A 24032-nucleotide genomic window follows, 5' to 3' on the forward strand; every position below is an offset into this window, starting at 1 on the left:
TTCATTATTGTAAGGCTCGACCGGTCAGGCCGAGAAAATCATGCAGACTGGGCTACCGGTTGAAACTGTAAAGCCCGTCTTTCTCAACGCACCGGTCTTGGCGTCCGTTGCCATTGAAATAATGGTGTCGCTGTCTTCATTGAGCGCGAACAGGAAACGCTCATTGGGTGTAAGGGCGAAAAAGCGCGGCGTCTTGCCGTCAGTGGGCATGAACTCTATGGGGCTAAGCATTCCGCTGCCCTGATCGATGGCGAACACCGCCACGCTGTCGTAGCCCCGGTTCGAGGCATAGAGGAAGCGGCCGCTGCGATCGATCTCGATCTCAGATGCACGGCTATTGCCGGTGAAGGTCGCAGGTAAAGACGGCAGTATCTGAATGGGTGAGAGCGCGCCGCTCTGGCCATTGAACCGATACGCGGTCACGCTTGAGTCAAGCTCGTTGACCACATACGCGAATGAGGCTTTGGGATGAAATGCCAAGTGGCGAGGCCCAGAGCCTTCCCGGCTAGTAACGAACGGTTGATCTGCCGGATACAGTTTGCCGTTGTCGAATTTGAAACTGAACACTCGATCCAGTCCTTTGTCGGGCACCAGCACGAACTGGCCGGACGGATCGAACGGATTGAAGTGGGGCTTGGAGAAAGGTTGCTCAAGGCGGTGTGGGCCCAGCGGCCCTTGCAGTTTGAGCAACTGGTTGACGCTACCCAGCGATCCGTCTTCAGCGATATTCATCACCGCCAATGATCCACCGATGTGGTTGGAAACCACAAGGAACCGCTGCGTCGGATCGAGTGCCAAGTGAACCGGGTTCTTCCCTTCACAACTCTGACGGTTGATAAATGCGAGTTTTCCGGTGGCCTCGTCAACGCTGAAAGCACTGACTTCGGTCATATCTCCATGCACCGTGTACAACCGATCGCCTGCCTTGTTAAGAGCAAGGAATGAAGGGTTGATCAGATCCTTTACGACCTGCACGAGGGACAGCGTGCCCTCCTCCTGATCTACCTTGTAAACCGTGATCCCTTCACCGCGTGCATTACGCTCCCGTGTAGTGCGCGACCCGACATAGGCGTACATAGGGGTATTTCTCCGAGACTCAGTATTGTTATTCAGTAGGCTCGCGGCCTGCGCGAGACCAGCGGGCAACAGAGCGCCAAGAACCGAAATTCCGGCTACAGCGCCCATTTGTTTGAGTACAGTGCGGCGGGTTGCGCCTTTTGACACAGGCAAGCGGGAGCCTGCGTCTTGATCATCGCCGTGCATAGATGCGCCCTTTTTATTGTTAATCGCATTTTGCCCGGCCTCTGCGCGAGGCCGGAGTCGAATCAGTGCTGCGTTCGCGCCACCACTTTGCGAATGACGAACGGGAGAACACCGCCATGCATCAGGTAACGAATCTCTTGCAGCGAGTCCAAACGGACTCCAAGTTCGACCTGTTGCAGATCGCCGTTACCGCGATGGATAACCAGATCCACTAGGTTGTCACCAACAGCGAGGTCATCCAACCCAATGAAGTCAAAGCGCTCATCACCCTTGAGGTCAAGGTCGCTTGCCGACTGCCCGTTTTTGAGTTGCAGTGGAATGACGCCCATGCCGATTAGGTTGCTGCGGTGGATGCGCTCTACGCTCTGCGCCACAACCGCCTTGACTCCGAGTAAAGCCTGAGCTTTGGCCGCCCAGTCACGACTTGAGCCTGCGCCATAGTTGTTCCCTGCAAAAACAACCATTGGCGTCTGCAGCGCCGCATAGCTTTTGGCAGCTTCATAGAGCGGCAAACAGGCGCTGTGATCTGCGTTCCAGGCCCACACTCCCAACCCTGGTTGGTCATCACCCAACTGCAAGTTCTTGACCGACTTGTTGGTGAAGGCACCTCGCAGCATGACTTCGTGATTACTGCGGCGGGTGGAGTACTGGTTCAAGTCTGCCGGGGCTTCACCGCGTTCAAGCAACCACTGTCCAGCCAAGCTATCTGCTGGAATTGAATAGGCAGGCGAAATATGGTCGGTGGTAACGTTGTCCCCGAGCACCATCAGCGTACGAGCGCCGATGATCGCAAGACTTGTCTTAGGTTCGCGAGCGATGTCAGCTAGGTATTGAGGACGACGCAGGTAAGTTGAATCAGGGTTCCAAGGAAATTGCACGCTTCCTTCCGCCGTCAAAGCTTGCCAGTGGTGGGTGCCTTCCCAAACCTTAGCCAGGCGCTGCTGAAAGAATTCGGGCTTCACGGCCTTGGCAGCTTGCACGGCAATTTCAGCGTCCGAAGGCATCAAATCGCGCAAGTACACAGGCTTGCCATCACGATCACTGGCCAGCGGATCGGACTGCAGATCGATGTCGATGGTGCCGGCAATGGCGTAAGCCACACACAGCGCCGGCGAAGCCAGGTAGCCCGCTGGGATCTTCGGGTTCACTCGCCCTTCGAAATTGCGGTTACCCGACAACACCACCACGCCCTTCAGACCTTGATCTGCGAACTTGTCTACATGCTCTTCGAGCGAACCCGAGTTACCGATACAGGTCATGCAGCCGAAACCTGCCAGATCGAATCCAAGCGCCGAAAATTCTTCGAGCAGGTTTGCCTCTTTCAGGTAGTCCGCGACAACGCGAGAGCCTGGGGACAAGGAAGTTTTAACCCAGGGCTTGCGCTGAACGCCAAGCTCACGTGCCTTGCGGGCAAGCAAACCAGCCTGGATCATCTGCGCGGGGTTCGCGGTGTTCGTGCAACTGGTGATCGCCGACATCACCACGGCGCCATGGGTGATCGGCTGGCCAAACGATGGTTCGAAAAAGCTCTGTTGCGCAGACGCTGTGATCAACTTCCCTTCACCCATCACTTCCTGGTGGAATGAAGCGGCAGCGTTCGATAATTTCTGACGTTGATGCGGCTGGTGTGGGCCTGCCACACTCGGCTCGATATCAGCCAGATCCAGATCGATCAACTCATCAAATTGCGGTTCATCGAGCTCATCACGACGCCAGAGAGGCTGCGCGCTCATGTAGCTGACGACCTTGCGGCACAGCTCTTGCGAACGGCCACTGAGCTCCAAGTAAGAAAGCGTTTCGTTGTCGAACGGGAAGAACACCACGGTCGCGCCATATTCGGGGGCCATGTTGGAAACGGTGCCTCGTGCAGCCCAGCTCAAACCCGAAAGACCAGGGCCAGTGAACTCAACGAATTTACCGACGACCGAACGTTTGCGCAGAATTTCCGCCACGTGCAGCGACAGGTCGGTAGCGGTTACACCTGGACGCAGCGCATTGGTAACGCGGATACCCACGACCTTTGGAAAGCTAATCGGAACCGGTTCACCAAGCATGGCTGCCTGACCTTCCAGGCCGCCAACGCCCCAACCTAAGACACCAATTGCATTGATCATAGGGGTGTGGCTGTCGGTCGCCACCATGTCGTCTGGGTGCAGCAGGCGTTGGCCGTCGTCAGTGGTGCTTTCCCACACCACCTGCGCCAGCGCTTCCATGTTCATCTGGTGGATGATGCCTGTACCTGGAGGAATGACACCAAAATTGGTCAGGCTCTTCTGCGCCCACTTGATAAAGCGATAACGCTCGCTGTTGCGGCGAAAATCGATGTCCAGATTCTGCTCGACCGCATCTGCTTCGGCGTAATGCTCCACGATTACGGAATGGTCGATGGTCAGCACGGCTGGAATCAGCGGGTTCATGGTTTTGGGATCGCCGCCCAGCTCCGCCACAACGTCGCGCATTCCTGCGAAGTCACCCAACGCCGGCAGACAGGTCGTGTCATGGAACATCAGACGGTTGGGCTGAAACGGGACTTCACAGTCAGGGCCTTGGCCAGTGGCACGAGCCAGAACAGACGGAAATGCCTCAGGAGAGCAACGCGCCACGTTTTCCAGCAGGATTCGGATCGAGTAGGGAAGTTTCGATAGCTGTACTGAGGAAAGCATCTTGGTCAGATCGACGTAGGCAAATCGCTCTTCGTCGATCACCAGATGATTGATGAGGTCGTAGGCAGTCTCGGTCATTCTCGTATCGCTCAGGCTTTTTATAATGGTCGCGGGATTCGGGGGCTAGCCGATCTATACCGCTGATGAGCCGATACTAGGACTACTACACATAGCTGAAAATTGATGATTCGCCAAAGCTGCGTTCTCCAAAGGAGAACGCTCGATCACTGCTCTGGCAATCTTAAATTGTCGATCAGGGTTTTGAGCGTGGGTGAGGCGGTGTCGTATCGTTTGACAACCAACTGCAACGATCTTCGGGCCCAAAGTTCTTCGAGGGTCACAGCCTTCAGCTTATGGCTGCGTAGGTATTGATTGATCACACTGCGCGGCAAAACCGCCAGCCCCAATCCCGCAGAGACCATTCGACACATGCAGTCGAAGCTGCTGATTCTTATCCTGAGCTTAAGCGCCATCCCCAATTTCTCGGCTTCGGAGGTCAGCAGCGTGTGCATAGAGCTTTCAAGATGAGGCCCGACGAATTCATGTTCCAGCACTTCCTTGAAACGGATACTTTTGCGACCTGAGAGCGCGTGCTCAGCCGGTACAACCAATGTCAGTTCATCGTTGCGATAGGGTATTGCTTCCAATCCTTGAGCATGGGTCTGACTGGCGATAATGCCAAGATCTGCTCGGCCGTCCGCGACCGCCCGAATGACCGCAGAACCGACCCGTTCCTCAATGTCGAATTTGATTTGCGGATAAAGCGAAACGAAGTGGGCGATGTCTTGAGGAAGAAACTGGGAAAGGGCGGAGGTTATTGCATGAATACGCAGATGGCCTTTGACGCCAGCTGTATAGTCGCCAAGCTCCTGATCAAGCTGCGCAAGCGTCTGCCTCACTTGCCGCGCATAGAACAGCAACGATTGTCCCGCTGGGGTGAGATCGACCCCTCGAGCGTTACGCACCAACAGCGGCGCTCCGACTTGACTTTCGAGCTCCGAAACCCGCTTGCTGATAGCGGAAACAGCCAAGTGCTTCATGCGGCCCACGCGCGTTAGGTTCCTCTCCTCGGCGACGGTAATGAAAATATCCAGGCTGGTCAGGTCATAACGCACGGCAGTTTCCTTGATACCCATCAGCATACGCTACGGCTGTACGATGCAACCGCAGAACGGGCCTGAATGGTAACTGTCGATGGACATCCCTGGCTAACGACAATTTGAGGGACAAAGCTGGGAAAGAGTTCTTGACCCCGGCGAACACACCGGACAGGCTAATTTCAAATCCGGATATATTTTCGCCGCGGCCAGCCCTGCCTGCTCCGGCAATAGGTCATCACAGTCAAACTCAATGTTCGAGATCAATCCGTGGGAAGCTTATTGGATCGGTACTAACCCGCTCGCTTTCCTTAACGGCCTTCTGCAGTGTCCGGAACAGCGATCAAGTTCATCTGACTGATGAATATTTCCGCAAATTTTCATCTCGATAGGTGGTGCTGCGCCCAGCGGGACTTAGTCCCACGCGGTAGCACATTGCGCGTCTATGTACATAGAATCGAGAACTTAATGCTTTGACATAACGAACGCTTATCCATCTGCCCTGAATAACATTGTTTGTCGGCGGCGCGGCGCATGGGCACTATTGGTTTGTGCGGTGCCACAGGCCTTCAGAGGCTTTTTCCTCAACGTCTATAGCGTTACACCTGTGCATCAACGACCGAAGACGTATCGAAGCCGTAACAGCCTAAACTAATTGAGAGGACAGGTCATGTCTGCAAATAAGTTCTATAAAAAAGACCAAGACAAACCGTTTATTGAAGATCCGAGCAAGTCGCACACACTGCCGGCACGCTACTTCTACGACCAAGACATATTTGAACAGGAAAAAGCAGCAATTTTCTATAAGAACTGGGTCTATGTTTGTCACAAAAGCCGCGTAGCTAAGCCGGGCGACTATGTCACAGAGTTAGTTCATGATCAGAATGTGATCATAGTAAAGGGCAGAGATGAGAAAATTCGGGCATTTCACAATGTGTGTCAACACCGCGGACATGAACTGCTCAAAGGGTGTGGCAAGGCGCAAATGATTGTCTGCCCCTACCACGCCTGGACGTATGATCTCGATGGTACTTTGCGCGCAGCACGCGAAACGGGATCCATCGAAGACTTCGACAAAAGCGAGTTCTCGCTCAAAGAGGTTGCGCTGGAAGAATTCTGTGGCATGGTCTTTGTCAACTTGGATGGCCAAGCAGTGCCTCTGCGTGAGCAGGCTCCAGAGTTGGAAAAGGAAATTCGCAGCTACGTGCCGAATGCCGATGACCTTGTGTATGCCGACTGCCAAGAATTCCAGCCGCAGGCGAACTGGAAGATTTTGGTCGAGAATTTCCAAGAATGCTACCACTGCGCTGTTGCGCACAAAGACTTTTCGGTACTGGTCGATTTCGGCGATGAAGCCTACAACCCCTATTCCAATGGAATATTCACCAGTCACTGTTCCACTCGGACAACTCGTGACAGCGCGGCCTATCAGGTGAGCGGAAACGACATCGACGGTTACGGTGGGTGGTTCCTGTGGCCCAATCTCACGATCTGGGTTTATCCGGGCGAAGAACAACTCTCGGTTATGCGTGTCGACCCGCTCACTCCAACGACATCCTATGAGCGCCACGACTGGTTCACGAAGGACGGAACCGTTAGCGAGGAGTTGGAAGGCACTATCAAATTCCAGCGCGATACGCTGCAGTACGCGGAAGATATCCCTATTTGTGAGAACGTGCAGAGAGGGCTGAAATCCATTGGATACAATCAAGGACGCTTCGTCGTTGGAGGTGATCGTGTCCAAGTGACCGAAGCGCCGGTACACCACTTCCAGAGCCTGGTGGTCAATGCTCTTGGACTCAAAATTGGAATCCAGTAACTAGGCCGATACAGCGGGCGTGGATATGTAATATGTTTTTATCCATTTGCTCGCTGTATGCGCAACCCTTTACCAACCCATACAAGCGGTATTTAACAAAAATTCATCTCCTCTATTGGTAGCAGTGGGACACCATCTGACTTGAATGCTCCTGCTGTTGGAACTGCTCCTCTTGAATAGCATTATCTGCTTGAGCGTCTGGCTGTTTATTCCCGAGGGGGCATTTTATCTTGCTTTTTAACTCTGAGAAAATCGTGCTCATCGGAACTGTAATGATTCAACACGGAAAGGGGTGCCTGAGCAGGCGAACTGACTAACGAGCGCAGGGTTTTAGACACTTTATAGTCACAGTGACGTCTATGGAGAGTATCGAATGAGCGCAGTATCTACACGAAAGTTGATTACAGCGCACTCGGTCGCGCTCCTAGTTCCCGTCATGTGGGGCGTATATTGGATACCGGCCCGCTATATAGAAGCATCCATTGGTGCTGGTGTCTGGGGCACCGTGTACGTGGTGATTGTAGCCTGCTTGGCTCTGGCGCCCGCCGCTTGGCGTTACCGGACATCCCTTTACTCGTCCAACCGTTACGCTCTCCTATCTACCGGTATCGGCGGGGCATCATTCACGCTTTATTCAGCTGGCCTGTTGTATGGAAATGTCGCAGTAGTGGTGGTCTTATACTACTTGACGCCGGTATGGAGCATTCTAATCGCACGCTTATGGTTCAAACAGGAGACCTCCCTGGCACGTTACGCGGCGATCGCTATCGGTATGGTCGGAATATTCTTGGTTCTACAGGGTGGCAATACCGGCATCCCATTGCCGCGCGAAATCGGCGACTGGCTTGGCCTCGCTGGTGGCGTCCTGTGGTCGGTCGCAAGCACCGGCATGTACACGCACTCACGTCTCGATCCTTCCAGCAGCAACTTCATCTTCAGCATCGGCGCCCTTTTGTCCGCGGTACTTTTGGCTTGTGTGATGGAGGGCCCTAGCCTGGAGGCGAAGCCTTCAATCGACTACGGCACTGGTATTCTGGCTATCATCATCATTGGAATAGGGTGGTGGGCGGTCGCGCTCACCGGGTTCCTGTGGGCTGCGCGCTTCTTGGAGCCAACACGGCTCGGAATTTATATGATGATAGAGGTGGCCGTTGGTGCCGTTTCCGCAGCATTGTTTGCAGACGAACCCTATGGTGTCCTGATGCAAGTGGGCACCTTCTTGGTCGTTATAGCCGGCCTGATGGCGGTAGTCTCGCCGTCGACCCCGCAGCTGGCGGATGATCGCGGGTGTTGAAAACCATTGCGGGACATCGTTGATTGACTGCCTAATTTCGTGCGTCAGTACGTGAAACCGCTCACGCAGGCTCTTCGGGAAACAATGGGCAATGCTGTTAGCAGGAATTTTAAGACAATCAAGGCTTGCGTGTGGTTCGTGTGAGGCAATTAGTGGTGTACACGTATCCCCGTGGCAATCTCGCCGCACGAAAAGCGTCCACCCTCGGATGTAGGCAGAAGGCTACTGTGTGGTTATGCCAAGAACTGTGCGTGAAAAATGGTAGTGAGCGAAGTACTGCGTCGCACCTGCCGGTTATCGGGATGGCTGTCGACTCAGTGATGTTTTGTGAATGAGCGTTAAATTATCGCACAGGGGCGAATTTACTATAGCGTTCTAGTGTGCAGTCTCCTGAATTGAGCGCGCGCAATAATATAAATTATACTTGACCCGATTTGTTGCAGGCGTCTAGCCATCGACAGGATAGGAGTTATACCGATGCAGCCGAAAATAAGAATAACCTCGCCCGCCAATTCGTCGAATCTGAAATTATTGGCAGGGTCTTCTACCTCTATAGTATCCCCGATCTTAAGCTTTCATGTATCCAATGCGAACCGCCACGTCCTTCCTGCCCCCTGAGAACCGAGTTTAAGTAATGATCCGATGAGCCAGGGGTATTTGCTAACGAGTACTGCCTACTTATGGTCTCGGGGGCGCGCACCGTGATATGCGCCCCCGCCGAGAACTCCGGCAGCGGCATATCTGCCAAAGGATTTACGAGCGAAAAGCTTCGAATAGACGCCGTTTCTTCGCTTATTTTCGAGATTTTAAAATACCTCATAATCAGTTCCTCAGTCGCTGAGGGAGCGCTCCACACTATCGCGATGAATTCTCATCTAAAGCTGTTCGATTCTGCGCCGCCGCACACTATTTCTCCTGCTCGAGTTGATCAAGTTCGAGTGGTTTCAGTTGATTTGAATACCTCTTTCGGACAATATAATTTAATACTTCCGGCCTGCCCAACAGCCATTATTTAGGCAATTGGATAAATAAAACTTATGAAGAATTATCGTCAAAAGCTTCCTCCGCTGGATCCGTTGATCGCGTTCGAAGCATCGGCTCGGAACCTAAGTTTTACGAAAGCTGGGCTGGAGCTACATCTCACTCAAGCTGCTATCAGTCAGCAGATTCGATCCCTCGAGAACTACTTGGGGGTGCAGCTATTCATCAGAGACAATCGTTCGGTGAGCCTTACCCCACAAGGGCGCAACTTCCAGCATGTGGTCGCGACAACGCTCGCAAACCTCGCCAGCGCGACCACTGATCTGCGGGCTAAGGGAGATGGAAGCGTCCTGACAATAGGATGCGACCAAGCAATCGGCAATATGCTTCTAATGCCGAAGCTCCCCGAATTAACCGCCGCCTTCCCGCAAATCACGCCGCGCTTGATGATTTCGGACGTCGAGAAGATCTGTTTGACGACCGATGTCGATGCGGCGATCATTTTTGGCGACGGCATGTGGCACGGATTCCATGCGGAGAAACTCTTTCTCGAGCGTATCTTTCCGGTTTGCAGTCCGAAATATTTTAAGAACAGTCCCGAACTTCAAAAGGCCAGCGATCTCTCAGAACACAAGCTCATCGAACTCGAGGATGAGCACTGGAACTGGATGAGCTGGCGGCAATGGCTCGACCGGAATGGCGTCAACACGGCCATTGTCACAAAGGGTCTAACCGTCAACAGTTATCCCCTAGTGATCGAAGCCGCAACACAGGGGCACGGCATTGCGTTGGGTTGGGATCATCTCGTGAGTCGCGAGATAGCGAACGGGACGCTGATCAACCCACTTCCAGACACGACGATCGAATCAGAACTTGGCTATTATGTCCTGTGGCCAGCTGGTGCTAATAGCCATCCTAATATACGCGGGTTTATTGACTGGTGCCTCCACTCGCTTATTCGAAATTGACGATTGTCGAGGACTGCCGGGGCTGAGCGGCATGATGCGTCAAACGCGAACCACTGGTTGCGGTAGGGATGACAGTTACCTGTCCCCCGCACAGATCCGTACGTGCGGAATACCCAAATGGCTTCTGCATCAGTACGTGACGCGAGGCGTCCTACTGGGTAGGGATGAGCGGTTCTGGGCCTGGGATATAGAGGTCGGCAAGGCGCCCATATCGCGACGACTGAAGCCGGTTCCTCTGGCATCAAAGAATTACGTGATATCCGCATCTGATATCCAGTTCACCATCTGGCCCTTCAGAACGACCATTAACGCATCCAGCGCATCGTGCTGGCTACGTCCCGGCAGAAACCCGCACGAGAATCCCGGAAGCCCTCTTGTTAGATCGCATTCAGAACGGTAACGACTGCCTGCTATCCGAATCACAAAGATATTTGGCGCAGTCTGCGAGTGGTTTGGCGCATTGTGCATATCCTGACTTAGGAGCGCAGCGTAGGTTAGAGCGACTCTTCTCACCACTTCAAAGAGGTCTGAAATGTCCAATCAAGTCGCTCTCATCACCGGCGGTGCTACCGGCATCGGAAAAGCTGTTGCCCTGAAGCTCGCCTCTCAAGGCACCAGCGTAATCATCAGCGGGCGTCGCGAGGAAGCAGGTGATATCGCAGTAAATGAGATCGCCACAATTGCCCAGCATGGCGCTAAGGTGCGCTTTGTACGCAACGATGTGTCTGACGAGAAGGCCGTCCAAGCTATGATCTCAGGTATCGTGGCTGAGTTCGGACGTCTGGATATGGCCGTCAACAACGCAGGTATCTTCAAGGAATACTGCACATTGGATCAGTCCAAAACTGACAACTTCCGCGACATGCTCGATATCAACGTGATGGGCCTGTACTTCTGCATGAAATTTGAGATTGCACAAATGCTCAGGCAGGGAGGCGGTTCCATTGTCAACTTGGCGTCCATCGCTGGATTGAATGGCATCCCATGGGGCGGCACCTACGCTGCTACTAAACATGCCGTCGTTGGACTGACCAAGTCGTCTGCTCTGGATCACGCAGCTCAAGGCATTCGTGTCAACGCGGTAGCACCTGGGGCGATCCGAACGGACATCATTGCGGAGCAACTGAACAGCAATCTGGCTGAGTTGGAAGCAATGCATCCGATGCAGCGAGTCGGAAATCCTGCCGAGGTGGCCAATGCCATCTGCTGGCTACTGGGCAACGAGTCAAGTTTTGTGACCGGCCATGTGCTCAATGTCGATGGCGGCTTCCAGGCTAAGTGATCAGATGAAAAATACTGTGCCGGACAAAATTAGGATTCCCGATGCGTTGTGGGCGGGATTGAGCGGCGTCGGAATCAGTCGTGCAGATGTCGAGCGAGCTGCTCAGCTACCGATTGCTTCCGTCCGCGATGGAGCGCCGATTTCAACGGCACAGTTCTGCGGTCTCTGGCGTTCGTTGGTGGACATTAGCAATGACCCTGCTATTGGCTTGCGTCTCGCCACGGGACTAGAGGGCGGTGCGATGCCGACCGCATTTCTAGCGGCCTACCATGCTCGGGACTTCCGCGATGCTTTGCAGCGCGTGGCGCGCTTCAAACGCCTATGTGCACCTGAGGAGCTGATACTGCAGGAGCGAAACCAGAACTGCGAAATTGTGGTGAATTGGTTGCATGCCGATGAGCGTGAGGTGCCATCTGCACTGGTGGATGCAACGCTGGCCTCGCTATTCGAATTAGGCAAGCGTGGCACCGCACAAGGTCTGACCGCTGCGGCAGTCGAGCTGATGCGCCCGGAGGGTTCGCGTGCACTTTACGAGAGCTATTACGGTTGCAAAGTGCGCTTCGCCGCAAAGCGTAACTGTCTTACACTGCGGTGCTCCGATCTGGACAAGCCCTTCGTGAGCTACAACGCAGAGCTGCTCGATATTCTTATTCCTGAGCTGGATCGACGCCTACAACAACAGGCGCTCAGTCTCAGCCTGGCCGAGCAGATCAAGTGGGTGCTGCGTTGTAGGCTGACCGCTGGCCGGCCCGATGTTCGCTCGGTCGCCGCTGAGCTGGCCATGAGCGAGCGCTCATTGCAGCGCAAACTGACCGACGAGGGGCTTACGTTCCAAGGCTTGCTCGGCGAGACACGTCACCAACTAGCGCTTGAGTATCTGACCGATCCGACACTGAGCCTCATGGAAGTGGCCTACATGCTGGGTTATGAGGATCAGAACTCGTTCTTTCGTGCCTTCCGGCAATGGGAGAGTAACACGCCTGCAATCTGGCGTGAGCGCAATCAGGAGTTGATTTCTGAATGAAGCTATTGATCTTCGGTGCCACAGGCATGGTGGGCCAGGGCGCACTGCGCGAAAGTCTTGTCGCGCCTGATGTTAGCCATGTCACTGCAGTGGGGCGCTCGCTCGTTGAACTTGCTCATCCTAAACTGAAACAGCTGGTACAGGCCGATCTCATGGGGCTGGAGAGTCTTAGTGATGAGTTGCAGGGTTTTGACGCCTGCTTCTTCTGCCTAGGTGTTTCGTCTTCCGGCATGCGCGAAGAAGCGTATAGCCAAATCACCTACGGGGTGACGGTGCATGCTGCCCGGCTGCTCTCACGCTGGAATCCGCAAATGACCTTTGTTTACGTATCGGGAGCGGGTACGGATAGCAGTGAAAAAGGGAGCAGCATGTGGGCGCGGTTGAAAGGCAAGACTGAAAACGCCCTGAAGAAACTGCCCTTCAAAGGCGTGTACCTCTTTCGCCCGGGAATCATTCAGCCTCTCCAGAGGCTCCGCTCAAAAATACCGTCTTACCGTTATTTCTATTACCTGGCCAGCCCCTTGCTGTCGCTGATCCGCTGGATAGCGCCTAGCGCTATCGTGACAACGGAGAGTATCGGCAAGGCCATGCTAAATGCAGCCCGCCAAGAAGGTGGTCGTACAATCGTAGAAGCCAGAGACACCTTTCCGCTAGCAAGCCTATCGGTACATTGAGGCGTTCGCCAGCCGCTGCTTATAGAGAGGAGATACCTCAGTCTTTGCCAGGTGCCGGAGCGCTGGGGCTGGCCCACAGCCCATGCTTGAAGCTTCTGAAAAGAGCAGAAGACACACTTGACTTCCTGACCTCCACCCCGGCCTACCTGATCCATGTTGAGAGTCTGCATACGCTGCCAAATGCTGCCCCCCCGTTTATGGCCGAATATATGCCTCGCACGTACTCTGAGCTAATGATCGCTGTCTGGTGTCTTCAGCAAAAACGTGAACTGCAAATCCTCGTTCACCCGAGCGGTTTCACGTCCCTCCAAGCCCCCTTCAACGCGCGCCTGATTTGGCTCTGTCTGCTGCAGGCGCCAACCATCAAGCCGGTTAATGAACAAGTCATTCTGATGGAACATTAAAAATCCAAACGTTTGTAAGCATCCTCAACCGGGCTGTTTGATTTGGTAATTCACAGAAAGGTTATGAGCACCTTTGAAAAAGGCCCTCAAAGGGCCTCTTGTACTCAACCGAAATCACTTAGTCAGCCAAGACTCTACGGTCGCAGCGCCGTGCTTTGTTTTCCATTCTTTGAGCGTTTTGTGATTACCGCCTTTGGTCTCTACGACTTCGCCGGTATGCGGATTTTTATAAACCTTCAACTGGCGAGGCTTGCGACTGCCAGCTTTGGACTCGATAGCTGGAGCGCGACGACCTGCTTGCGGATCAAGCAGATTGATCACGTCTTTCAGGCTGTAGCCGTATTTTGCGAGCAAATCGCGCAGCTTCGTTTCGAATTCTATTTCTTTCTTGAGACCAGCATCACCCTTCAAGGCTTCGAGCGCTTGGAGCTGTTCGGCGAGGTGTTTTTCAAGCTGGCGGAATTCGGCAAGTTTTGACATAAATGATTCTCGATGGGAGTGATACTAGAAGGTTACACCATAAATCATGGCCCGCACTTACAGGTAGTTGCGCCTGAGGTATTTCACCCGGCCAACCGATATAAATATCGGTTTCCAAGCGACAATAGATCTTGGGTTGATGACTTGTAAATGGCCGATGCTCCTTTTCTTATTGATGAGTATCCGCCTCCTCTGCCGGATAAAACTCGCCCTCCTTCCCCATCCTTTTTAGCTGCTCGCGCACGATCAACTCAACGCTGGCAACTGCGGCTTGATCTTCAGGGTTGACCAATTGCAAGCACAAGCGTCTGACATTCTGATCGTGGGTGCCCTCGCTCATCATCTCGTGGGTGAAGACTTGTTCGCCACGCCAAAGGCATAGCTGGGTATGAGTCTCGCCGAGCCATATCTCGTTGATTGATCTTAGGTCGGTGGTAGCCAGTTGATCGACTGTGATTGTCTTATCCATTGCTCTGTACCTTACCTATAAACAGTTACAGGTAGACTTCAGGGTACATGGGGTCGTTCCAACTGCTGGCAGGTCACCCGGCTAGATGCTGGTGGAATCCGTCCCTGATTGAGATCGGACAATCAACGATTGAAGCGGTAACGTACGAATAAACGACGGGAATTCCATGACTAATCTGGCTGCTTTTACATTCAGATGGCCGCACATGGAAGAACCTTATTCCCCTCCTCATCCCCATACCCCCAGTTCGCTGGCGCGCAGCTGCCGATACGCCGGCTCTCAGACTGTTGCTGAAATCAGTCATCGACGTCTTCGACCAGCGAGAGGGGCTGAATTAAATGCGGGCCTTGGTTACGAACGTTGCCTAAATCCTTGCCAACCTTGTACCAGTGAAAATCGGTAGCAGGCCTGCAGTGCTCCATCGCGATTTCCTTCGCTCGTTCAACTGAAGTTTCAGGATCAATCCATTCGCGAGCGTGCTCAGGTGCCAGAACCAGAGGTTTACGGTCGTGGATATCGACCATGCCCTCATCGCTCGTGGCAGTGATGATGACGAAACCGTTCCGCTCGTCCGGTTCCAGCCCTTCATGCACCTCAGCTAAACCCGCAAAGAACATCGGAATCTGCTCTTTCAGTGTTATGAAATAGGGCTGTTTTTTCTTTGGATCATCTTCGTCCTTGACCCATTCGAACCACCCGTTCGCCGGCGCGAGTACGCGACCATTTGGCCAGAGCTGATTGAAAAATTTCCCGGTCATGACAGTCTCGACTCTCGCGTTTATTGGGTCAGGCCGCTTTCCTTTCGCCCAGAACGGCGCCCATCCCCATTTAACCTTATCGACACTCAAGCCCTCTCCCGCTGGCCGGATAATTTCCACCCGCGTAGACGGCGCGACGTTGTAACGCTCGACAGGCCAGAGGTCATAGCCATTGATCACCAGCTGCTTTGGCGCAAGCTCCTTGAGGTAGTGATCCATCGATTCGTAGATCGAATAGCGTCCGCACATGATGTCACCCGTCGAATTGTCGTACCTAAGAGATTGACCGCAAGTGAACCAAATCGTTAACTGTATATACGTACAGTCAACCCGTAAGGCTTGCATCATGAGCATCACCATTCTCGGCCCTCTCGCGTCTGGCGGCAGGAAACTGCCCCTCTATTCATCCAGGGTGCCGGCGGGCTTCCCCTCACCAGCGGCTGATCACATCGAAAAGCACATTTCCCTCGATGAGCTGTTCGATATCCGCGCGCCGCATGTGTACCTGGTGAGAATTGATGGAGACAGCATGCAGGGCGCCGGCATCTATTCAGGGGATCTGGTGGTCGTCGATCGCAGCGTTGATGCGGTCAGTGGCGATATCGTCATCGCGGCGCTGAACTCAGAGCCATTCTGCAAGCGCCTGCTTCTGCGTGAGAACGCCGTGATGCTTTTATCGGAGAACCCAAAATATCCGGCAAGGCATGTAATGGAGGGCGATGAGCTCGTGATCTGGGGTGTCGTGAAATACAGCGTTCGCAATCATGACAACACCTGAACCTGTCTTCGCTCTGATTGACTGCAATTCGTTTTACGCGAGTTGCGAGCGGGTTTTCCGGCCCGACCTGGCGCGAACGCCCATCGTGGTGCTGTCCAACAACGATGGCTGCGTGATTGCACGCAGCTACGACGCCAAACCGTTTGTGAAGATGGGGCAGCCGTACTTCCAGATCAAAGACCATCTACGCCGGCATGGAATCGTGGCCTTCAGCAGTAATTACGCTCTGTACGGCGACATGAGCGAACGCGTCATGACCATTATCGAATCGATGGTGCCAGCGCTCGAGGTCTACAGCATCAATGAGGCGTTCGCCGATCTCACTGGCATACCTGGCGATCTACCTGCTTTTGGGCGACACGTGCGCTCCACTCTTCTCAAGCGCACGGGAATTCCAGTCGGGGTGGGTATTGCCCGCACCAAGACCCTAGCGAAGCTGGCAAATCATACCGCTAAGCGCCTGTTAGATATCACTGGTGGTGTGGTGGATCTGTGCGACCCGTTCAAACGTGACTGGACGCTGCGCAACACCGATGTCGGCGAGGTCTGGGGCATCGGCAGGCGCATGAAGGCGCACCTGGAAGTGATGGGCATCAAGACGGCCATGGATTTAGCGAAAGCCGACCCGACGATGCTTCGCCAGAAATTCAGTGTGGTGATCGAGAAGACTGGTCGCGAGCTTGCCGGCACCTCATGCCTAAAGTTGGGTCAGGCTGATCCTCCCAAGCAGGAGATTTGCTGTAGCAGGATGTTCGGTACGCGGCTCACCGAAATTGAGCCGATTAGGGAAGCGGTCGCTACCTATACACAACGCGCGGCGGAAAAGCTCCGAGCACAAAACTCGCTATGCAAGAAGATCCGTGTGAGCGTTAGAACCGGGATGTTCAATCCCCAAGAAGCGAAATATGCAAATGGCGCTCTGGTGGAATTGCCGTACCCGACCAACGACGTGCGACTCATGACGAAGGCCGCAACCGAGGCGGTCAATCGCCTCTTCCGACCGGGCTACAAATACAGTAAGGCGGAGGTTCTGCTGATGGATCTACGGCAGCCTGGTGAGTTCACTGATGACCTGTTCGCTCATTCGCAACCTGTAATGGCAGACAAGGTCATGAGCGTTCTGGATGAGATCAATGGCCGCTGGGGAAAGGGAATCCTTCGGGTAGCGAGTGTGCCAGCAGCGCCTGGTTGGGCGATGCGTCGGGAGCTGATGAGTCAGAGCTACACGACCAAAATGGATCAGTTGTGGACGGTCAAGGCTAGGTAGCGCTCCGGCCTAAGCGGACGCTACTTTACAAAGTCAGATTATCGCGACGGAGTGATAGCGGCCAAAGCGCTCATCCGCGATTCATCGAAGTGCGCATTAAGCCGAACGTTTCGAAGTAGAAAGATACCCCGTCTTTAAGATCCGGCCCGATGTGATAATGAAGTACGACGTTTGCCGAATTGGCATAGTACGAGGGCCATCTCTGCGCCTGGCTTAGCAGCGGCCAAACCTCTGCTGCACGCAAACCCGCGACGATGACTTCGTTAGAGACAAGGTACGCGATTCCAGAAATAAGGACGATGCTCTCCACCTAGCTCAATCTAAGGAGAATTTTGTTGCGGTACGTCGGCGAGATAAACCTACATCAACTGCCATGCTTGGCGCCAATCGAAAAAATGCAGATACTGCCAATAAGCCAGCCGAACTTCATGGAGCGCCTGATGGCACGGAAGCAAAAAAGCAGCCTAGGCATGTCGAGCGCGGTGATCTTGATACTGATATTGGTCGTGGCCATCGCCGCTGCACCATCAAAGCTGCGGCTCACAGTCGCAGTTTTGGCAGGAATCGTTGCCGTCATTTGGCTAATAATGAAGTACTCCGCAGCGCTACCGAAGCGCCCTCCTCGCCTTAAAACGAATATCCTAGCCGACTCATTAGGTCAGACCGCCTCCTTGTCAAATCACGAGCAAAAATCTGAAATCAGCGTTGATGTGAACAGCGGAGACCGCGCTGGCTCAGATTTCCATACGATCAGGGTGAGCTCGCCTGAGCAGCAATTCACGATTCCCAAGCCTAAAAACCTAACCCCGAAAGCGCGATGGATTGGAAAAGATGAAACCATCACCGTCGGTGGACAGGCCCTTAAGGTTGCCTTTGTGTATTTCACTGAGAGAGCAGATCGGGCGTTTGACCAAGAGCCCTCGCTGATTGACGGCCAGTTGACTGTGCACGCTGCGCATGTGGATCTCACTGAGAAGCTAACCGGGTATTGGCCGAGTTACAGCGGCATTTCTCCTGCAGCACGACGTGGGTACCTGCAATGGCTGTCCGAGGGCCGCTGTGCACCCAGTGTGGATATAGGATATGTCTTCATCTTTTTTTACGGTCTCGAGCGTCGGGCCATCATTGATTCAATTACAGATGAGGCCGCGCGTTCGGAACTCCCGACCATCGCAGCGGAGATTGAGCGTCTTAAAACCCTCTACGGGGACAATTCATCGTTTCGAAACTACGCGTCGAATCTGCTCAACCACATACAACTCATGGATGTGGAACCGCAGATGTACTTGAATGCACCGCCTCGATTTGAGTCGAATGGCTTTGAATTGCCGATTGCGCTACGACTGGCATTAGGCCAAATGGCTTTGGACAAACATCCCCTGAACGCGGCGTGGGCAATGGCATGGGTACAGTCAGACCCTAACATCAGCCGCCGCACTGCTGTGAGCAGATGCGCGGATCAGTTTGCGCAGCTGTTCGTGGCCCGGTATTCAGCCCTTTATCCGAAGGGCCTTGTGCTTACCCAAAATAAGACTCTGCTCAAAATCGCCTATCGCTCCGCCTCTTCGCGCTTGAGCGCTCCCGAAATTGCGTTGGGTGATATACCGGATGTTTCCGCTACGTCGGCAACGCGTAACAAGCTGCAGGCTATGGTGGATGAATGCACGATAGTCCTCGACCCATACAGCAGATACCTAGGTCGTAACCCAGAAGGAGCCTCAAATCTGGAGGGTATTCTGCAACTGCCGGTGGCCCTATGGCCGGCAGCGGCGAAGGATGCAATCGCTGAACTGCAACTCCAAGCCGGGGATGAGCAGTTGGCGATGACTTTTGGGGATCTGGCAGGTCGCTTTGGATCTTCAGGAGCTCTGCCTCGTGGAACAATTGTAGCCTTGGCAAGAGCCCTCGAGTCTTTGAATATTGGCTTTGAGCCAGATGTACTTTCCGGTAGCCGTACTCCCAAAAATTCGGACACGATCGTATTGTTCGCGACGAGTGACGATGATGGAAGCCTACGGACATCTTCGGACTATCACGCTGCTGTGGTAACACTGGATTTGGCAAGCGCGGTTGCGGCCGTAGATGGTGAAAGCTCAGGCTATGAGATGACCCAGCTAGGGCGGCATATCGATTCCTGGAGTCATCTTCGCGTATCTCATCAGAAACGGCTCAAAGCCCACCTGCAAATCCAAATTCTTCAGCCGCCTACACTGGCGAGCCTAAAGAAAAAGTTAAGCCCTCTGAGTGCCGACGCCAAACGCACCATAGCTGGGTTCCTAGCTCATCTCGCTCAAGCTGACGGAAACGTTTCGCCTCAGGAAGTCCGGCTGCTGGAGCGCGTGTATAAAACACTTGAGCTGGATCCACATCTGCTTTACGGGGACTTACACGGCGCGGCCATCACTCCTTCTAGGAATTCTTCCGCTGCGTCCGCACTTGGTGCCGAGCCTAGTGCCAAACAGGCCGGTGGTACGCCAAGCATTAATGATTCCTCCCAAGGCTTCAATTTGGACATGGACAAAATTGCGCAGCTCCAACGCGAGACGGCAGCGGTTTCAGCATTGTTGGCGGAGGTATTCAATGATGAATCTCCAGAACCGCCTATCGTGAAAGTCAGTATCAGGGATCAGCCAACTGATCATACGGCGACTGTGCATGGGCTCGACACAGAACACTCAGCGTTTCTACGAATGATCGTGTCACGCCGAGAATGGAGCCGCCAAGAGCTGGAAGATGTTGCCACTGATATGGAACTCATGCTGGACGGTGCTCTAGAGCACATCAACGACATGGCGTTTGAACGGTTCGACATGCCAGTCTCCGAGGGGGATGACCCCATCGAGATCAACCCAGATATCCTGGAAGAATTAGCCTTATGAGCACGATACGCCCCAAAGATCGCGATGCGGTCATCCAGTCATTGCGAGCCGGTGTAGTTCCTCGTGCGGGCCAACATCTTATTCAAGTGGGTCGAGCGAAAGAGCTGGACGCTCTTCTGAAAGACATAGATCGACTAGCTGACGGCGGCTCCGCTTTTAGGGTCGTTGTAGGCGAATATGGTGCGGGGAAAACCTTTTTTCTCAACCTTGTCAGAGGCATTGCGATGGAGCGAAAGCTGGTCACAATGCACGCCGATTTGAATCCCGACCGTAGGCTTCATGCATCCGGAGGACAAGCACGCTCCCTGTATGCCGAGCTCGCTAAAAACATGTCCACCCGGACGAAACCGGACGGTGGCGCGCTGCAGGGTATTGTTGAGAAATTCATTTCCCAAGCCAAATCTGAAGCCAAAACGCGAGGTGTCGAGAGCGAAATCGTCATTCGCGAATTTCTGGCCGAACTCACTGAGATGGTAAACGGCTACGATTTCGCCGACGTAATTGCCAAATACTGCAAAGGGTTTGAACAAGGCGACGAGCAGCTGAAGGCAGATGCCATTCGATGGCTGCGAGGAGAATTCACTACTAGAACAGATGCTCGTGCGGCGCTTGGTGTCCGAACAATCATTGATGACGCATCGGTCTACGATCAGTTGAAGTTGCTGTCGCGGTTCGTCCGGCTTGCAGGGTTTGGCGGCCTCATGATTTGTCTGGACGAGCTTGTCAACCTGTACAAGCTAGCGAACACCCAGGCACGCAACGCCAACTACGAGCAGATCTTGCGGATTTTAAATGATTCCTTACAAGGCTCCACTGAGGGTCTAGGCTTCGTCCTCGGCGGTACGCCAGAGTTTTTGATGGACACGCGTCGCGGGCTTTACAGCTACCCCGCCTTGCAGTCACGACTTGCTGAAAACACGTTTGCCAAATCTGGATTGATCGACCTGTCCGGGCCTGTAATCCGCCTGAGCAGCCTGACTCCGGAAGACTTCTACGTACTGCTTCAAAAGCTGCGTAACGTTTATGCCTACGGCGACCCGGACAAGTATTTGATGCCAGATGAGGCAATTCCTGCATTCATGTCGCACTGCAATCAACGATTGGGGGAAGCCTACTTCCGGACGCCACGTACGACTATTACGGCGTTCATCAACTTGCTCGCCGTACTGGAGCAGAACCCCGGCGCGGACTGGCGTGCATTAGTAGGCTCTGTCCAGATTGCTCAAGACGACGGCGCCATGCAGGATCTAAGCATCGAGGCAGACGATGAGCTCACCAGTTTCAAACTCTGAATCCTCGTCTTTCGAGCGCCTGCATCCAGCCGTCCAACAATGGGTTTGGGCCCAAGGATGGACAGCATTGCGGGACGCCCAGGAATGGGCGATTTCAGCGCTAGTCGATGCTGACCGGGATGTGATCATCGCCGCCTCAACAGCTGCGGGTAAAACTGAGGCCGCGTTCCTACCCATCCTCACAAACCTGATGAATCACCCCGACCCTGTAGGTGCTGTCCTCTACATCAGCCCACTGAAGGCACTCATCAACGATCAGTGGGATAGACTGAGTCGACTGTGTGAGCAACTGGATCTCCCTGTTGTGGCATGGCACGGCGATGTGTCAGCAAGCAAGAAACACAAGTTTCTCAAGTCTCCTAAAGGCGTTCTGCTGATCACTCCTGAGTCTCTGGAAGCATTGTTCGTAAACAGGGGCTCTAGTTTGGCCGGGCTTTTCCAGAACCTGCGTTACATCGTGGTCGACGAACTCCATGCTTTCATTGGCAGCGAGCGTGGTAAGCAGCTCCAGTCATTGATGCAGCGTGTAGAGCTTGTCGCCGGAAAGGCCCTACCCAGAGTCGGGTTGTCCGCCACGCTGGGGGACATGTCACTCGCGAGTGAGTTTCTCAGGCCCGGGCACCCTCAACGGATTCAGGTGATTGAATCAAAATCATCCGGTCAAAATCTTCAGGTGCAAGTGCGTGGCTACATGATGCCGCCCATGCAAAAGCTCCGTCAGGTAGAACAAGCAGCCGCTGACGGCGACCAGGACATCGATGGAGACGAAGAGGAAGACGAATCTGGCTCCAGGCATGCCATCGCTGCGCACATGTACAAAGTGCTGCGCGGCAGTAACAACCTGATATTCCCCAACAGCCGGCAAGAGGTGGAGTGGTACGCGGATCGGTTGCGGCGGCTCTGTGAGATCAGCGGGATGCCCAATGAGTTTCTTCCCCATCACGGCAGCCTCTCGAAAGACCTGCGAGAAGACACGGAGCGCGCGCTCAAGGCCGGTACGCCTCCAGCATCCGCTTTATGCACCACTACGTTGGAGCTTGGGATAGATATAGGCAACATCAAGACAGTCGTCCAGATAGGTTCTCCGCCATCAGTCGCAAGCCTGCGCCAACGTCTAGGTCGGTCAGGTCGCCGGAACGATGAACCGGCTACGCTCCGGGCGTACTGTCAGGAACGTGAGCTTACAGATCAATCGTTGCTATCTGACCTACTTCGCCAAAACCTCGTCCAAACCATCGCCATGATCAGGCTGCTGACTGGCAACTGGTTTGAGCCGCCTAGAGCTGAGGGATTGCATGCCTCGACATTAGTACAACAAATTCTATCAGTAATCGCACAGCAAGGAGGAGCCAGCGCGGCGCAGCTATGGGGTGGTCTGGTTGAAAGCGGGACATTTAAAAGCATTTCCAAGCCTGACTTCTTTGCTCTACTGAAGGAGCTCGGCGTGAAGAAACTGATCGTGCAGGACAGCTCAGGTCACTTACTACCGGGAGAAGTCGGCGAACGGCTGATCAACCATTACGAGTTCTATAGCGCCTTCACCAGCGATGAAGAATTCAGGCTTATCCGCGAGGGCAAGCCACTTGGGTCAATACCTGTCAGTCGGCCTCTAATGAAGGGACAGCGGATTATCTTTGGTGGCCGGCGTTGGCGCGTACTGGATGTAGATATAGAAAAAAAGGTGATCGTCGTAACCGCCGCTCGGGGCGGTCAGCCACCCCAATTCGACGGGCTTGGTGCGATGGTACATGACCATGTGAGAGAGGAGATGCGGGCCGTACTGACCGAGACTACGCCCTGCCCCTTCATCGATAGCAAAGCGCAGGAGCTACTGAGCGAAGCCCGTAAATCCTTCAGATCTCTCGGGCTAGCAAATGAATTCACCTACGGCTCTGACTCGAAAACTCATTTGTTGACTTGGCGTGGCGACCAAACCAACGACGCTCTAGTGCTCATGTTCAACTATGTAGGACTGTCTTGCGAGAGCTCGGGCCTTGCATTGTCGCTCGGCGGCTCACAAAAAAGTGTCGCTGACGCCCTCGCAAGAATTGCGGAACTGGATCCCGACGTTATTGAGGCGTTACTGGATGGAGTCGAGAATCTAATCAAGGAGAAGTGGGACTGGGCTCTCCCCCGCTCCCTGCTCATGAAATCCTATGCGTCATCTCAGTTGAATTTCAAAGGTGCAGTAGAGTTTGCAAAGTTGTTTACTACTCGATGGCTGCACGGTGGAAACGCATTCGAAAGCCCGACCGTCCACTAGCGGTAAGCTGACCTAGCGCAGGTGGTGCACATGCGTAAATCCGGCCGCCTGTCGAGAGCAAAGTCGGTACCTGTCAATCGGGCCAATGCGGTTCGCCCGTTTGATCAAAATGTACTACGCCTCATGGAGCATTCATCGGAGCGTGGCTCATTCACCCGCAAGCGGAGCGCGTAGGCCTTCGGCCGAAGACGTGAGGATGGAAGCCCGGCAGGGCCGAGATGCGGAGTGGCTCGGTTCACGACAGCCGTCCGCGAAAGCGGCACGCCACCCCGGTTGAATCAGTCGGATCCTACGGCTTTATTCGGTACTGCTACCGTCGTGGGTCGAACACAGCGTGCTAACCCACTGCTCTTCCATAAGCCTGCCAGGAGCCCCGC

General features: G+C 54.0%; 18 protein-coding genes. 12 read left to right on the forward strand and 6 right to left on the reverse strand.

What is annotated here, in order from left to right:
• Nucleotides 1-24: 24 nt before the first annotated feature.
• The 3 genes from AACY36_RS26095 to AACY36_RS26105 all read right to left on the reverse strand — a co-directional run bounded on the left by AACY36_RS26095 (nt 25) and on the right by AACY36_RS26105 (nt 5062).
• Nucleotides 25-1077, reverse strand: coding sequence for a lactonase family protein (locus AACY36_RS26095; RefSeq protein ID WP_339420468.1), 1053 nt, complete (start codon nt 1075-1077; stop codon nt 25-27).
• Nucleotides 1078-1325: 248 nt separating this feature from the next.
• Nucleotides 1326-4004 carry an aconitate hydratase AcnA gene (gene acnA / locus AACY36_RS26100; RefSeq protein WP_339497720.1) on the reverse strand — a complete coding sequence of 893 codons (2679 nt, stop codon included), beginning with the start codon at nt 4002-4004 and terminating at the stop codon, nt 1326-1328.
• A gap of 146 nt (nt 4005-4150) precedes the next feature.
• The gene (locus AACY36_RS26105; protein WP_339428419.1) at nt 4151-5062 is read right to left on the reverse strand and encodes a LysR family transcriptional regulator; all 912 of its coding nucleotides are present in this window, start codon (nt 5060-5062) and stop codon (nt 4151-4153) included.
• Between the two features lie 631 nt (nt 5063-5693).
• Between AACY36_RS26105 and AACY36_RS26110 the strand changes: the two genes are divergently transcribed.
• The 7 genes from AACY36_RS26110 (at nt 5694) to AACY36_RS26145 (ending at nt 13469) form a co-directional block, all read left to right on the forward strand.
• Nucleotides 5694-6842, forward strand: a complete 1149-nt coding sequence (locus tag AACY36_RS26110) for an aromatic ring-hydroxylating oxygenase subunit alpha (RefSeq protein ID WP_339420466.1) — start codon at nt 5694-5696, stop codon at nt 6840-6842.
• Between the two features lie 373 nt (nt 6843-7215).
• Nucleotides 7216-8136, forward strand: coding sequence for a DMT family transporter (locus tag AACY36_RS26115; protein WP_339420465.1), 921 nt, complete (start codon nt 7216-7218; stop codon nt 8134-8136).
• Between the two features lie 1037 nt (nt 8137-9173).
• Entirely contained in the window at nt 9174-10085 is a 912-nt protein-coding gene (locus AACY36_RS26120; RefSeq protein WP_339465007.1) for a LysR substrate-binding domain-containing protein, read from the forward strand.
• 532 nt (nt 10086-10617) lie between these two features.
• Entirely contained in the window at nt 10618-11367 is a 750-nt protein-coding gene (locus AACY36_RS26130) for an SDR family NAD(P)-dependent oxidoreductase (protein ID WP_339420463.1), read from the forward strand.
• A gap of 4 nt (nt 11368-11371) precedes the next feature.
• Nucleotides 11372-12391 (forward strand): AraC family transcriptional regulator, encoded by a 1020-nt coding sequence (locus tag AACY36_RS26135; protein ID WP_339497722.1) that lies wholly within the window; start codon nt 11372-11374, stop codon nt 12389-12391.
• Nucleotides 12388-13065: an NAD(P)H-binding protein gene (locus AACY36_RS26140; RefSeq protein ID WP_339497724.1), complete on the forward strand. Its 678-nt coding sequence runs from the start codon at nt 12388-12390 to the stop codon at nt 13063-13065. Before AACY36_RS26135 ends, AACY36_RS26140 begins: the two co-directional genes overlap by 4 nt.
• 86 nt (nt 13066-13151) lie before the next feature.
• Nucleotides 13152-13469 carry a hypothetical protein gene (locus tag AACY36_RS26145; protein ID WP_339497725.1) on the forward strand — a complete coding sequence of 106 codons (318 nt, stop codon included), beginning with the start codon at nt 13152-13154 and terminating at the stop codon, nt 13467-13469.
• Nucleotides 13470-13583: 114 nt separating this feature from the next.
• On the opposite strand, the gene AACY36_RS26150 is transcribed toward AACY36_RS26145, so the two are convergent.
• The 3 genes from AACY36_RS26150 to AACY36_RS26160 form a co-directional block, all read right to left on the reverse strand.
• Nucleotides 13584-13949, reverse strand: coding sequence for a histone-like nucleoid-structuring protein, MvaT/MvaU family (locus AACY36_RS26150; RefSeq protein WP_339420460.1), 366 nt, complete (start codon nt 13947-13949; stop codon nt 13584-13586).
• Nucleotides 13950-14118: 169 nt separating this feature from the next.
• Nucleotides 14119-14418, reverse strand: coding sequence for a hypothetical protein (locus AACY36_RS26155; RefSeq protein WP_339420459.1), 300 nt, complete (start codon nt 14416-14418; stop codon nt 14119-14121).
• Nucleotides 14419-14714: 296 nt separating this feature from the next.
• Nucleotides 14715-15425, reverse strand: coding sequence for an SOS response-associated peptidase (locus tag AACY36_RS26160; protein ID WP_339420458.1), 711 nt, complete (start codon nt 15423-15425; stop codon nt 14715-14717).
• 97 nt (nt 15426-15522) lie between these two features.
• On the opposite strand from AACY36_RS26160, the gene AACY36_RS26165 reads away from it, so the two are divergent.
• From AACY36_RS26165 to AACY36_RS26185, 5 genes are all read left to right on the forward strand, one after another.
• Nucleotides 15523-15954, forward strand: coding sequence for a LexA family protein (locus AACY36_RS26165; protein WP_339420457.1), 432 nt, complete (start codon nt 15523-15525; stop codon nt 15952-15954).
• Complete coding sequence (gene umuC / locus AACY36_RS26170) at nt 15941-17221, forward strand: translesion error-prone DNA polymerase V subunit UmuC (protein WP_339420456.1); 1281 nt, start codon at nt 15941-15943, stop codon at nt 17219-17221. The genes AACY36_RS26165 and umuC overlap by 14 nt, the downstream gene beginning before the upstream one ends.
• A gap of 440 nt (nt 17222-17661) precedes the next feature.
• Nucleotides 17662-20100, forward strand: coding sequence for a tellurite resistance TerB family protein (locus AACY36_RS26175; protein ID WP_339420455.1), 2439 nt, complete (start codon nt 17662-17664; stop codon nt 20098-20100).
• Nucleotides 20097-21392 (forward strand): ATP-binding protein, encoded by a 1296-nt coding sequence (locus AACY36_RS26180; protein ID WP_339420454.1) that lies wholly within the window; start codon nt 20097-20099, stop codon nt 21390-21392. The genes AACY36_RS26175 and AACY36_RS26180 overlap by 4 nt, the downstream gene beginning before the upstream one ends.
• Nucleotides 21367-23655: a DEAD/DEAH box helicase gene (locus AACY36_RS26185; RefSeq protein WP_339420453.1), complete on the forward strand. Its 2289-nt coding sequence runs from the start codon at nt 21367-21369 to the stop codon at nt 23653-23655. The genes AACY36_RS26180 and AACY36_RS26185 overlap by 26 nt, the downstream gene beginning before the upstream one ends.
• Nucleotides 23656-24032: the final 377 nt, after the last annotated feature.

The sequence above is a fragment of the Pseudomonas sp. EA_15y_Pfl1_P101 genome (assembly GCF_963970835.1).
GTDB classification, from domain to species: domain Bacteria; phylum Pseudomonadota; class Gammaproteobacteria; order Pseudomonadales; family Pseudomonadaceae; genus Aquipseudomonas; species Aquipseudomonas tritici.

What these genes read in the sequence shown, in the direction of transcription:
- AACY36_RS26095 (WP_339420468.1), bottom strand. Translation starts at nt 1,077, where the DNA reads ATGTACGCCTATGTCGGGTCGCGCACTACACGGGAGCGTAATGCACGC.
- acnA (WP_339497720.1), bottom strand. Translation starts at nt 4,004, where the DNA reads ATGACCGAGACTGCCTACGACCTCATCAATCATCTGGTGATCGACGAA.
- AACY36_RS26105 (WP_339428419.1), bottom strand. Translation starts at nt 5,062, where the DNA reads ATGGGTATCAAGGAAACTGCCGTGCGTTATGACCTGACCAGCCTGGAT.
- AACY36_RS26110 (WP_339420466.1), top strand. Translation starts at nt 5,694, where the DNA reads ATGTCTGCAAATAAGTTCTATAAAAAAGACCAAGACAAACCGTTTATT.
- AACY36_RS26115 (WP_339420465.1), top strand. Translation starts at nt 7,216, where the DNA reads ATGAGCGCAGTATCTACACGAAAGTTGATTACAGCGCACTCGGTCGCG.
- AACY36_RS26120 (WP_339465007.1), top strand. Translation starts at nt 9,174, where the DNA reads ATGAAGAATTATCGTCAAAAGCTTCCTCCGCTGGATCCGTTGATCGCG.
- AACY36_RS26130 (WP_339420463.1), top strand. Translation starts at nt 10,618, where the DNA reads ATGTCCAATCAAGTCGCTCTCATCACCGGCGGTGCTACCGGCATCGGA.
- AACY36_RS26135 (WP_339497722.1), top strand. Translation starts at nt 11,372, where the DNA reads ATGAAAAATACTGTGCCGGACAAAATTAGGATTCCCGATGCGTTGTGG.
- AACY36_RS26140 (WP_339497724.1), top strand. Translation starts at nt 12,388, where the DNA reads ATGAAGCTATTGATCTTCGGTGCCACAGGCATGGTGGGCCAGGGCGCA.
- AACY36_RS26150 (WP_339420460.1), bottom strand. Translation starts at nt 13,949, where the DNA reads ATGTCAAAACTTGCCGAATTCCGCCAGCTTGAAAAACACCTCGCCGAA.
- AACY36_RS26155 (WP_339420459.1), bottom strand. Translation starts at nt 14,418, where the DNA reads ATGGATAAGACAATCACAGTCGATCAACTGGCTACCACCGACCTAAGA.
- AACY36_RS26160 (WP_339420458.1), bottom strand. Translation starts at nt 15,425, where the DNA reads ATGTGCGGACGCTATTCGATCTACGAATCGATGGATCACTACCTCAAG.
- AACY36_RS26165 (WP_339420457.1), top strand. Translation starts at nt 15,523, where the DNA reads ATGAGCATCACCATTCTCGGCCCTCTCGCGTCTGGCGGCAGGAAACTG.
- umuC (WP_339420456.1), top strand. Translation starts at nt 15,941, where the DNA reads ATGACAACACCTGAACCTGTCTTCGCTCTGATTGACTGCAATTCGTTT.
- AACY36_RS26175 (WP_339420455.1), top strand. Translation starts at nt 17,662, where the DNA reads ATGGCACGGAAGCAAAAAAGCAGCCTAGGCATGTCGAGCGCGGTGATC.
- AACY36_RS26180 (WP_339420454.1), top strand. Translation starts at nt 20,097, where the DNA reads ATGAGCACGATACGCCCCAAAGATCGCGATGCGGTCATCCAGTCATTG.
- AACY36_RS26185 (WP_339420453.1), top strand. Translation starts at nt 21,367, where the DNA reads ATGAGCTCACCAGTTTCAAACTCTGAATCCTCGTCTTTCGAGCGCCTG.